The sequence below is a fragment of the Micromonospora sp. RHAY321 genome, assembly GCF_023896955.1.
Classification (GTDB): domain Bacteria; phylum Actinomycetota; class Actinomycetes; order Mycobacteriales; family Micromonosporaceae; genus Micromonospora.
The window spans coordinates 772,357-784,047 of sequence record NZ_JAMHIW010000002.1; the positions used below are offsets into that span (position 1 = coordinate 772,357).

Annotated in this window: 10 protein-coding genes and 1 riboswitch; of the genes, 7 read left to right on the forward strand and 3 right to left on the reverse strand. The window is 72.3% G+C overall.

Features of this window, described 5'->3' with window-relative positions:
* Nucleotides 1-21: 21 nt before the first annotated feature.
* Nucleotides 22-120: riboswitch (glycine riboswitch) on the forward strand.
* A 68-nt stretch (nucleotides 121-188) separates the two neighbouring features.
* Complete coding sequence (gcvP, locus tag M8C17_RS07935) at nucleotides 189-3,011, forward strand: aminomethyl-transferring glycine dehydrogenase (RefSeq protein WP_252415729.1); 2,823 nt, start codon at nucleotides 189-191, stop codon at nucleotides 3,009-3,011.
* A gap of 123 nt (nucleotides 3,012-3,134) precedes the next feature.
* Here the strand turns inward: gcvP and M8C17_RS07940 are convergent, their stop codons facing one another.
* Nucleotides 3,135-3,335 carry a DUF5999 family protein gene (locus tag M8C17_RS07940; protein WP_089000314.1) on the reverse strand — a complete coding sequence of 67 codons (201 nt, stop codon included), beginning with the start codon at nucleotides 3,333-3,335 and terminating at the stop codon, nucleotides 3,135-3,137.
* A 123-nt stretch (nucleotides 3,336-3,458) separates the two neighbouring features.
* Between M8C17_RS07940 and M8C17_RS07945 the strand changes: the two genes are divergently transcribed.
* Both M8C17_RS07945 and def read left to right on the forward strand, forming a co-directional pair.
* The gene (locus M8C17_RS07945) at nucleotides 3,459-4,655 is read left to right on the forward strand and encodes a chorismate-binding protein (protein ID WP_374557568.1); all 1,197 of its coding nucleotides are present in this window, start codon (nucleotides 3,459-3,461) and stop codon (nucleotides 4,653-4,655) included.
* A gap of 26 nt (nucleotides 4,656-4,681) precedes the next feature.
* Nucleotides 4,682-5,191 carry a peptide deformylase gene (gene def / locus M8C17_RS07950; protein WP_252415730.1) on the forward strand — a complete coding sequence of 170 codons (510 nt, stop codon included), beginning with the start codon at nucleotides 4,682-4,684 and terminating at the stop codon, nucleotides 5,189-5,191.
* Nucleotides 5,192-5,206: 15 nt separating this feature from the next.
* Here def and M8C17_RS07955 read toward each other — a convergent pair whose 3' ends face one another.
* Together M8C17_RS07955 and M8C17_RS07960 are read right to left on the reverse strand one after the other, a co-directional pair.
* Nucleotides 5,207-6,010, reverse strand: coding sequence for a GNAT family N-acetyltransferase (locus M8C17_RS07955; RefSeq protein WP_252415731.1), 804 nt, complete (start codon nucleotides 6,008-6,010; stop codon nucleotides 5,207-5,209).
* Nucleotides 5,988-6,761: a TSUP family transporter gene (locus M8C17_RS07960; RefSeq protein WP_308209382.1), complete on the reverse strand. Its 774-nt coding sequence runs from the start codon at nucleotides 6,759-6,761 to the stop codon at nucleotides 5,988-5,990. The genes M8C17_RS07955 and M8C17_RS07960 overlap by 23 nt, the downstream gene beginning before the upstream one ends.
* A gap of 195 nt (nucleotides 6,762-6,956) precedes the next feature.
* Between M8C17_RS07960 and M8C17_RS07965 the strand changes: the two genes are divergently transcribed.
* The 4 genes from M8C17_RS07965 (at nucleotide 6,957) to M8C17_RS07980 (ending at nucleotide 11,671) form a co-directional block, all read left to right on the forward strand.
* Complete coding sequence (locus M8C17_RS07965; RefSeq protein WP_252415732.1) at nucleotides 6,957-7,736, forward strand: endonuclease/exonuclease/phosphatase family protein; 780 nt, start codon at nucleotides 6,957-6,959, stop codon at nucleotides 7,734-7,736.
* Nucleotides 7,737-7,782: 46 nt separating this feature from the next.
* Entirely contained in the window at nucleotides 7,783-8,643 is an 861-nt protein-coding gene (locus M8C17_RS07970) for a carboxylesterase (protein WP_252415733.1), read from the forward strand.
* Entirely contained in the window at nucleotides 8,640-9,440 is an 801-nt protein-coding gene (locus M8C17_RS07975) for an MBL fold metallo-hydrolase (RefSeq protein ID WP_252415734.1), read from the forward strand. Before M8C17_RS07970 ends, M8C17_RS07975 begins: the two co-directional genes overlap by 4 nt.
* 152 nt (nucleotides 9,441-9,592) lie before the next feature.
* Nucleotides 9,593-11,671: a M14 family zinc carboxypeptidase gene (locus M8C17_RS07980; protein WP_252415735.1), complete on the forward strand. Its 2,079-nt coding sequence runs from the start codon at nucleotides 9,593-9,595 to the stop codon at nucleotides 11,669-11,671.
* Nucleotides 11,672-11,691 lie beyond the last annotated feature (20 nt).

Genomic DNA, 11,691 nt, shown 5'->3' on the forward strand with positions numbered 1-11,691 from the left:
GGTAGCGTTGACCATGCCGGTACCACCCACGTGGGAGAGACCGCCCGACAGCATCAGGGGCGGCGCCGAAGGGGCAAATCCTCCCCGGAACCTCTCAGGCAAAAGGACCTCGTGGGCAGGCACTGTGGAGTGCCCTGCGGGCGCGACAGAGGGGGAGGCCGATCCGTCGACCTCGCCCGGGAGTTCCCATGACCGCAGAGCAGTTCGCCACCCGTCACATCGGTCCCGGCCCGGACGATGAGCGCCGCATGCTGGAGGTCGTCGGGCACGGCTCGATCGACGAGCTGATGGACGCCGCGATCCCCGAGGTGATCCGCTGGCACGGCACCCTGGACCTGCCCGACCCGGCCACCGAGGCCGAGACGATCGCCGAGCTGCGCGCCCTGGCGGCCCGCAACACCGTCGCCGTGTCGATGATCGGCCTGGGCTACCACGGCACGCACACCCCGGCGGTGATCCGCCGTAACGTGCTGGAGGACCCGGCCTGGTACACGGCGTACACGCCGTACCAGCCGGAGATCAGCCAGGGCCGCCTCGAGGCGCTGCTGAACTTCCAGACCATGGTCACGGACCTGACCGGCCTGGCCACCGCGAACGCCTCCATGCTCGACGAGGGCACCGCCGCGGCGGAGGCCATGACCCTGGCCCGCCGCGCGTCCAGGAGCAAGAGCGCCGTGTACGTCGTCGACGCCGACGCCCTGCCGCAGACCATCGCGGTGATCACCAGCCGGGCGGAGCCGCTCGGCATCGACGTGCGGGTCCTCGACGTCGAGCGCGACGAGTTGCCGGCGGAGTTCTTCGGCCTGCACCTGCAGTACCCGGGGGCGTCCGGCGCGGTGCGCGACCACGCCCCGCTGGTGGCGGCGGCACACGAGCGCGGCGCCCTGGTGACCGTGGCGGCGGACCTGCTGGCGTTGGCGCTGCTGCGCGCGCCGGGGGAGATCGGCGCGGACATCGCCGCCGGCACCACCCAGCGTTTCGGCGTACCCATGGGCTTCGGTGGGCCGCACGCCGGCTACCTGGCGGTGCGGGCGGGCCTGGAGCGGATGCTGCCGGGCCGGCTGGTCGGGGTGTCCCGCGACACCGACGGCAACCCCGCCTACCGGCTGGCGTTGCAGACCCGCGAGCAGCACATCCGGCGGGAGAAGGCCACCAGCAACATCTGCACCGCGCAGGTGCTGCTCGCGGTGATGGCCGGCATGTACGCGGTGTACCACGGCCCGGACGGGCTGCGGGACATCTCGGCGCGTACCCATGAGATGGCGGCGCGGCTCGCGGCCGGGTTGCGTGCCGGCGGCGTGCGGGTCGCGGACGTCGCGTTCTTCGACACCGTCACCGCCACGGTGCCCGGGCGGGCCGGCGAGGTCGTCGCGGCGGCCGCCGAGCGGGGGGTGAACCTGCGGCTGGTCGACGCCGACCGGGTGGGTGTGTCCTGCGACGAGACGACCACCGTCGCGCACCTTCAGGCCGTGTGGGCGGCGTTCGGCGTGCCGACGTTCGGCGGCGACGGCGAGCCGGCGCTGCCGGTCGAGCTGCGCCGCACCAGTGACTTCCTCACCCACCCGGTGTTCCGCAGTCACCACTCCGAGACGGCGATGCTGCGCTACCTGCGGCGGCTGTCGGACTTCGACTACGCCCTGGACCGGGGCATGATCCCGCTGGGGTCGTGCACGATGAAGCTGAACGCGACCACGGAGATGGAGCCGGTCAGCTGGGCGGAGTTCGCGCACATCCACCCGTTCGCGCCGGACTCGCAGACCGCCGGGTACCGGGAGCTGATCGGTCAGCTGGAGTCGTGGCTGGCCGAGGTGACCGGCTACGACGCGGTCAGCGTGCAGCCCAACGCCGGATCGCAGGGTGAGCTGGCCGGGCTGCTGGCGATCCGGGCGTGGCACCGCAGCCGTGGTGAGGCGCACCGCGACGTGTGCCTGATCCCGTCCTCGGCGCACGGCACCAACGCGGCGTCGGCGGTGATGGCCGGCATGCGGGTCGTCGTGGTGGCCTGCGACGACGACGGCAACGTCGACCTCGTCGACCTGGACACGAAGATCGACAAGCACCGCGACGCCCTTGCGGCGATCATGGTGACGTACCCGTCGACGCACGGCGTGTACGAGACGGGCATCGCGTCGCTGTGCGCGAAGGTCCACGACGCCGGCGGTCAGGTCTATGTCGACGGCGCGAACCTCAACGCCCTCGTGGGGTTCGCCAAGCCGGGCAAGTTCGGCGCGGACGTGTCACACCTGAACCTGCACAAGACGTTCTGCATCCCGCACGGCGGCGGCGGGCCGGGCGTGGGTCCGGTGGCGGTGCGGGCGCACCTGGCGCCGTTCCTGCCCGGTGACCCGCTGGGCGCGCACGTCGACGCCACGCCGGCGATCTCGGCGGCGAAGTACGGGTCGGCGGGGATCCTGCCGATCCCGTGGGCGTACCTGCGGATGATGGGCGCGGCCGGCCTGACCCGGGCGACCGGGGTGGCGGTCCTCGCCGCGAACTACGTGGCGGCGCGGCTGCGCGGGCACTTCCCGGTGCTGTACGCCGGCAACAAGGGCCTGGTGGCGCACGAGTGCATCCTCGACCTGCGGCCGCTGACGAAGGCGACCGGGGTGAGCGTGGACGACGTGGCGAAGCGGCTGATCGACTACGGCTTCCACGCGCCGACGATGTCGTTCCCCGTGGCCGGGACGCTGATGGTCGAGCCGACCGAGAGCGAGGACCTGGCCGAGCTGGACCGGTTCTGCGACGCCATGATCGCCATCCGGGCGGAGATCGAGCAGGTGGGCTCGGGGCAGTGGCCGGCCGGGGACAACCCCCTGGCCAACGCGCCGCACACCGCGGCGATGGTCAGCGGTGACGAGTGGACGCACGCGTACCCGCGGTCGGTGGGCGCGTACCCGGCCGGGGTAGACCGGGCCGGGAAGTACTGGCCGCCGGTGCGGCGCATCGACGGCGCGTACGGCGACCGGAACCTGGTCTGCTCGTGCCCGTCGCCGGAGGCCTTCGAGGACTGACGACGGGCGGGCCGGGGCGGGCGGTTGGCCGCCCCGGCAACCGCGCCGACCTGGGCGGGGACGTCCCGGACCGGGGGACTAGCCTGGGTCGACGGCGGCGGTTCGGTGACGCTGAGTGGTCGATCAGGCCACGAGGGCGTGACGGGCGGGGCCGCGGTGCGGGGCGATGCTGCTGCCGTCAGGGAGCAGCTCGCCGGTGTCCTCGAAGACGATGACACCGTTGCAGAGCAGGCTCCAGCCCTGCTCAGGGAAGCAGGCGAGGACCCGGGCGGCTTCCCGGTCGGTAGCTTCAGCGGAGGGGCAGGTCGGTTGGTGCTGGCACATCGGGTTCTCCGGACTGTGGGGGCACTGTGTCATGGTTCACATGACCAGTGACGCACAGTACCAAGCGAAAGTGTCCAGCATCGAGCAGGTAGCCGCCTGGTGTACCCGAAATCCACTGAACGGATGAGGAAGGTCGGACCGTACGGCGTGGAAACGCTCCCACAGGTGCTGGTCAATGCGCCAGCGGCACCAGCCGCCTGCCGGCGCGGTCTCGTCGAACGCGCCCGCCTGCAGTGGCGCCGCACCGACGGCGGCGACCCCGCCGCGCTGGCCGAGGAGTTCCTCGCCGCACACGGCCTGCCACTGCACGACCTGGCGCAGCCCGCCGCCCAGCCACACCGCAGCACCGGCGCCTGCGGAGCGGCCCTCTACCTGTCCGCCGCCGCCGGGGCGCTGCTGGCCGGCGCACCGGACGGCGCACCCGAGCCCACCCCCGCCCTGCCCGACCTCGCCGTCGTCGTCTACGACCACGGCCCCACCCGGCCCGCACCACCCGGTCCGCCGCCGACCTGGTGGCTCGGCGAGTGGACCGAAAGCTGGACCCCCCGCCAGCACGCCGACGCCGTCGACGCCGTCCGCGCCGCCATCGGCCGCGGCGACGTCTACCAGACCAACCTCGTCGGCCACGCAGCCGCCCGCTACACCGGCGACCCGCTGCCCGCCCTGAGCCGCCTCGGCGCCCTGCCCGGCGCCCGCTACGGCGGCGTCCTCACCGGCGACGGCTGGGCCATCGGCTGCGCCTCCCCGGAGACCCTCGTCGAGGTCACCGACGGGCAGCTCACCACCAGACCCATCAAAGGCACCCGCCCGGCCACCGCCGCCGGCCGCGCCGAACTGCTCACCAGCGCCAAGGAACGCGCCGAACACATCATGATCGTCGACCTGGAACGCAACGACCTCGCCCGCATCGCCCGCACCGGCACCGTCGACGTCGACGACCTGTTCGCCGTACGCCGCTGGTGCGACCTGTGGCAGGCCGAATCCACCGTCCGCGCCACCGTCGCCGACGGCCTCGGCCTGGCCGACCTGCTACGCGCCACCTGCCCCGGCGGCTCGGTGACCGGCGCACCGAAACTCGCCGCCCTGAACCAGATCAGCGCCCTCGAACCCGTCGGCCGAGGCGCCAGCATGGGCGCGCTGGGCTGGGTCGCACCCGGCCGCGTCGACCTCGGCCTGACCATCCGCACCGCCGCCGCCGACGCCGAAAGGCTGCACACCTGGGCCGGCGGCGGCATCACCTGGGACAGCGACCCCACCGCCGAGGTCGCCGAAGCCGCCGCGAAGACCGCCCCCATCCGCGCCACCCTGGCCGGGCGCTGAACCCGCCCGGCGATACGCTGACCCGCATGACCATGCGGCCCATCCGGATCATCGGCGACCCCGTGCTGCGCACCCCGTGCGAGCCCGTCACCACCTTCGACGCCGAACTGCGCGCCCTGGTCACCGACCTCATGGACACCCTGCTCGGCGCGCCCGGCCGCGCCGGCGTCGCCGCCCCGCAGATCGGCGTCAGCGCCCAGGTGTTCGTCTACGACGCCGACGGGCACCGCGGCCACCTCATCAACCCCACCCTCGAACTGTCCGAGGAACGCCAGGACGACGAGGAGGGCTGCCTGTCCATCCCCGGCCTGTACTTCCCGACCCAGCGGGCCCTGCACGCCACCGCCCGCGGCGTCGACCAGCACGGCGAGCCGCTGACCATCGCCGGCAGCGGCTTCCTCGCCCGCGCCCTGCAACACGAGACCGACCACCTGCTCGGCAAGCTGTACGTCGACACCCTCCACGGCGACATCCGCCGCCGCGCCCTGCGCGAGATCCGCGCCGGCCGCTTCGACTCACCCAGCCGCCGCCGCTGACACCCCTACCGCCCGCTAACGGGCGGTCAGCGTGTACTCGTCATAGTCGGCGACCCGGCTGAAGCCCACCCGCTCGTACAACCGCACCGCGGCCACGTTGTCCGCCTTCACGTTCAGCGTGACGTGCTCGACGCTCTGGCGCAGCCGCGCACACAACGCCGCCACCACCGCCGCGGCCAGGCCCCGCCCGCGCCACCGCGGATCGGTCGTGACGTTGCCCAACGCCGCCACCCGGTACACCGGCGACCACACGTGCACCCCGGCCACCGCCGCCAACTCACCGCCCTCACGCACGCCCACATACTGCCCGGTGTCCACCATCCGAGGATCGAACCAGTTCTCCGGGTACGCCCGCGCGTACAGGCGGCGCAGCTGCGGCAGGTCCTCCGCGCCCAGCACCACACCCGCCGGGCGCACCGCCGCCAACCGGGCCGCATCGGTCAACGCCATCCGGTGGTGCCCCCCACCGGAATCCAACCGGAACGACCCGGCCAGGGCATCGGACAGCCCGGGGGACAGGTGCGCGTACAACCGGGCGGGCAGCACCGGCGCTACCTCGGCCAGCAACACCGCCAACGCCGCCGTGTCCGCCGGCGCCGCGAACGCCAACAGCGTCGGCGGATCCACCCCGTGATACAGCAACGCCACCTGCTCACCCCGACGGAACCACGAGGTGTACGGCCAGAAGAAGTCGTCCAGGTCACCCAACTGGTAGGCGTGCAGCACCGGATCACGCCCCAGCAGGTCCGCCAGGACGGCCCGGTCGTGCTCGGCGCGTACCGCCATCAGCGCGGACTCACCGGGCCAGCCACTGGTCATGCCCCAGCTTCGCGACCAACGCCACCACCACCACGAGCAGCACCACCCGCACGAACCCCGACCCGCGGCGCAACGCCATCCGCGCACCCACCACCGCGCCGGCGATGTTGCACACCGCCATGCCCGCACCCAACAGCCACCACACGTGCCCGGTCACCCCGAACACCACCAGCGCACCCAGGTTGGTACCCGCGTTGACGACCTTCGCCATCGCCGACCCGTGCACGAAGTCCGCGCCCACCAGCGCCGTGAACGCCAACACCAGGAACGTGCCCGTACCCGGACCGATCAACCCGTCGTACAGGGCGATACCGACACCCGCCAACACGACCGCCGCCGCCACCCGCAGCGGAGTCCGCCGCTGCGGCATCGCCACCACCCCCAACCGGGGACGCAGCAGCACGAACACCGCCACCGACAACAGCACCACCAGCACCACCGGCCGGTACGCCGACGCCGGCACCGCACCGGCCAGCGCGGCACCCACCCCCGCGCTGAGCACCGCCAGACCCGCCGCCGGCCCCGTCACCCGCCAGTCGATCTTCGTCCGTCGGGCGTACGTCGCCGCCGCCGTGGCGGTCCCGAAGATCGCCGCGAGCTTGTTGGTGCCCAACGCGGTGGCCACCGGAAGGCCCGGCGCGGCCACCAGCAACGCCGGCAGCAACAGCAACCCACCGCCACCGACCACAGCGTCGACCCAACCGGCCATCGCGGCGGCGGCGAGCAGGGTGGTCAGCGATACGGGGTCCACGGCCGGCCATTCTCCCCACCCCGACCCGCCCACCCACCACCGGAGTGGCCAGCCTCACCCGACCCCAGCCACGTCAACGACCCCGCGCCCGCCTCAACCACACCCCCAACGCACCCATCGCCACGAACACCAGCACGGAACACAGCAGCACCTTGACCACCCGGCAACCCTGCCACGGGGACGTAGGGTGCAGGAGTGCGCCTGGCCACCTTCAACCTGCTGCACGGACGATCCCTCACCGACGGGCTCGTCGACCCCGACCGACTCACCGCAGCCGTCGCCGCCCTCGACGCCGACGTCCTGGCGCTGCAGGAGGTCGACCGCGACCAGAGCCGCAGCGGCAACCTCGACCTCACCGCCATCGCCGCCCGCGCCCTGGACGCACCCCACCACCGCTTCGCCGCCGCCGTCGTCGGCACCCCCGGCGAACGATTCCGGCCCCTGACCCACGACGACGACGGCCACGGCGAACCCTGCTACGGCATCGGGCTCATCAGCCGCCTGCCGGTGCGCAGCTGGCAGGTCACCCGCCTCAAACCCGCACCCGTACGCTCCCCGGTCTACGTCCCCGGCCCCGGCGGCGGCCTCATCCTGCTGCACGACGAACCCCGCGTCGTGCTCGCCGCCGTCCTGGACACCCCGCACGGCCCACTCACCGTCGCCGCGACCCACCTGTCCTTCGTCCCCGGCTGGAACGCCCGCCAGCTACGCCAGACCATCCGCGCCCTACGCGCGCTACCCGGACCCCGCGTCCTGCTCGGCGACCTCAACCTGCCCGCCGGCGCGGCCCGCCTCATCTCCGGCTGGCGCCCCCTGGGCCGCCGCCCGACCTACCCCGCCGGGCAACCCCGCGTGCAACTCGACCACATCCTCGCCGACCGGCAGGCCCTCAACCAGCTCCCACCGGTACGGGCCGTCACCGCGCCGCTGTCCACCATCTCCGACCACCGACCCCTGCTGGTCGACCTCGGCTGAACCTGCCAGCCCGGATCGCCCCACCCGGGTGGTCCCGGTGTCTAGGGTGAGCACACCGCACCGCCGCCGTTCCGCCATCTCCGCCTTCGACACCACGGAGCTGACCATGAGCGACACACCGGACACCATCGTCCTCATCCACGGGTTCTGGGTCACCCCCCGCAGCTGGGAGAACTGGGTCACGCACTACCAGGACAAGGGCTTCCGCGTCCTCACCCCGGCCTACCCCGGGCTGGAGGTCGAGGTCGAGGCCCTCAACGCCGACCCCAGCCCCCTGGAGACGCTCACCGCGCCGCAGATCATCGAACACCTCTCCACCGTGGTCGGAGCGCTGCCCACACCACCCATCCTCATGGGCCACTCCGCCGGCGGGGCCTTCACCCAGGTGCTGCTCGACCGGGGCTACGGCACGTCCGCGGTCGTCCTCAACTCAGCGCCCACCGAAGGCGTCAAGGTGATCCCGTTCTCGCAGCTGCGATCGACCTTCCCGGTGCTGCGAAACCCGGCGAACCGGCACCGCGCCGTCGGCCTGACCTTCGAGCAGTGGCACTACGCCTTCACCAACACCTTCGACGAGCACGAGTCCCGCGCCCTGTACGAGCGCTACGCCATCCCCGCCGCGGGCGGCATCCTCTGGGACAGCGTGCTGGCCAACCTGCTGCCCGGCCCACAGGACATCGCGGTCAACTACCACAACGACCAGCGCGCGCCACTGCTGTTCATCTCCGGCTCCGAGGACCACATCATGCCGCCGAGCGTGCAGCAGTCCAACGCCCGGCACTACAAGGGCGACACCGTCACCGAGGTCGAACTCCACGACGGGTACGCGCACCTGCTGCCCGCCCAGCAGGGCTGGCAGGACATCGCCGACCACGCCCTGGACTGGGCCCTACGGCACGCCCGGTGAGCACCGTGGAGCCGCTGCGGATCACCCACATCGGCGGCCCCACCACGCTGATCGAAATCGGCGGTTGGCGGCTGCTCACCGACCCCACCTTCGACCCACCCGGCCGGCGCTACACCTTCGGGTGGGGCACCTCCTCCCGCAAGCTCACCGGCCCGGCGGTCCGAGCCGCCGACCTCGGCCCGATCGACGCGGTACTACTCACCCACGACCACCACGGCGACAACCTCGACGACGCCGGCCGCGCGTTGCTCGCCGACGTCGACACCGTGCTCACCACCGTCGCCGGGGCGCGCCGGCTCGGCCGCGGCGCGCAGGGACTGCGCGCCTGGCAGACCACCCAGCTCACACGCTCCGGACGCCCGACGATCCAGGTGACCGCGACACCCTGCCGACACGGCCCACCCCTGAGCACACCGATCGTCGGCGACGTCGTCGGCTTCGCCCTGCGCTGGCCCGACCAGCGACACGGCGCACTGTGGATCACCGGCGACACCGTCCTGCACCACGGCGTACGCCAGGTGGCCACCCGCATCCCGGTCGGCACCGTGCTGCTGCATCTCGGCGGCGTACGGTTCCCGATCACCGGGCCGCTGCGCTACTCGATGACCGCCCGACGAGCCGTCCAGCTCTGCGCCGCGCTACGACCACACACCACCCTCCCGGTGCACTACGAGGGCTGGCAGCACTTCCAGGAACCCCGCGACGTGATCGAGCAGGCGTTCGCCACCGCACCGGCCGCCGTCCGCGACACCCTCCGCTGGTTGCCGCTCGGCAAACCCATCACGATCACCGCATAACAGCAGGCACCGGGGGAGAGCGGCACCCCCAGCCGCAAGATTCCCTCAAGATCATTGCATCGACGAACTCCGACGATCATGCTGATCGAAACCCGCGCCACGGTCCACCAGTCGGAGGCCACATGAGACGCCAGCGATCCATCCTCATAGCCGTGTCCACACTCCTCGCGGTCACCCTCACCACCGCCCCCGCCCCCGCCAGCGCCCAGAGCGCCGCGCTACCCAACCAGGTCGCCAACCTCACCGTCCGCCAGGCCGACGGGTACGCCACCCTCGCCTGGCAACCCGTCGACGGCGCCACCGACTACCAGATCGAACGCACCGCCGTCGACGCCAACGGCACCCCCACCGGCGCACCGACCATCGTCGGCATCTGGCGCCCCAACCGCCAGATCAACCAGGAGTCACCCACCTTCGCCGACTCCGGATTCAACCCCGGCGACACGTTCCAGTGGCGGGTACGCGCCCGCGCCGGCACCACCGAACAGCCCTACTCCGACCCGGTCGTCGCCACCACCACCGCACCGTGGGGCAACCCCGGAAACCCCGGCGAGCAGCTGCGCACCCAGTGGGAGACCACCCACGCCGCGCAGTACACCAGCGACACCGACGAGTACGCCTACACCGCCGCCATCGACGCCCTCAGCGACCGCGTCCGCGTCGTCGAGCTCGGCCGCACCCTGCAGAACCGACCCATCAACATGATGGTCATCGGCAGCCCCACCCCGCCGGCCACCCCGGCCGCCGTCGCCGCCACCGCACCCGTTGCCATCAACTGCAACGTGCACGGCAACGAACCCGGCGACCGCGAAGCCTGCCTCATCATGGCCCGGCAACTCGCCTTCAGCACCGACCCCCGCATCACCGACCTGCTCAGCCACACCACCGTCCTGATCGTCCCCACCATCAACGGCGACGGCCGGGCCAACAACACCCGCGGCAACTCCACCGGCCAGGACCTCAACCGCGACTACTCGCTCATCCGCCAACCCGAGACCGCCGCGTACATCAAGATGGTCCGCGACTACCGACCCGTCGCCGGCTACGACGGCCACGAGTTCGGCAACTCCCGCGCCGGTGACCTGCCGATGCTCCCGCCCCGACACCAGAACGTCGCCCAGCCCATCTTCGACCAGTCCCAGGACATGATCGAAGGCCACATGTACGCCAAGGGCGCCGAAGCCGGCTGGTGGGCCTGCCCCTACGGCTGCGAAGGCGGCGGCAACGTCGGCCTCAGCGAGGAAACCATCCTGCGCAACACCCTCGGCCTCAAGAACGTCGCCAACTCCCTGCTGGAACTGCGCAGCTCCGGCGGACAGACCCGACCCGACGAGGGCAACACCGCCAACAACCGGCGCCGCAAGACCTACTCCGCGCTGTGGACCTTCCACCAGTTCCTCGACTACCACCGCGCCGACCGCGGCGACATCCTCACCGCCCGCGCCGAGGCCATCGAGATCCAGGCCGCCAACACCGGCCGCCTCGTCTTCCGCGGCTCCCGACCCATCCCCGCCCACCCGGCGCCGCACCCCGGCGACAGCCCCCCGCCGCTCGACGCACCCCGCGCCGACCTCATCCTCGACAACGCACCCTGCGCCTACAAGCTCACCGAGGAGCAGTACAACGGCCCCCGCACCGACGGACCGGGTGGCGTCGGCACCACCGTCGCGCAGCGCATCGCCGCCCACGGCTGGAAGGTCATCAAGACCAGCGACGGCTACTACGTCCCCCTCAACCAGCCCGAACGCGGCCTCATCCCGCTGCTCCTCGACACCAAGGGCGTGGAGAAGCTGACCGACGGCGAACGCATCTACCCGACCCTCACCGGCCGGCGCAACGGACCACTGGTCGTCTCCGGCTTCACCTGCGCCGCCGACGCCACCATCAACGGCCCGGTCACCGTCCGCGCGGGCGCGGCACTCGTCGCGACCGGAACGACCATCAGCGGACCGGTCAACGCCACCGGCGCCGCCGGCGTCGTCCTCGCCGACGCCACCGTCAACGGACCGGTCCGGATCGCGAACACCACCGACGCGATCTCCATCATCGACGTCACCATCGCCGGCCCGGTCGACCTGTCCGGCAACACCACCGGCACCGACGCACCCCTGCTGGTCGGCAACACCATCCGAGGGCCGCTCAGCTGCACCGGCAACAACCCCGCACCGATCAACCTCGGCGTCGCCAACACCGTGCACGGACCGCGCAGCACCCAGTGCGCGGCACTGTGACCGTCGACTGACCACCGTGC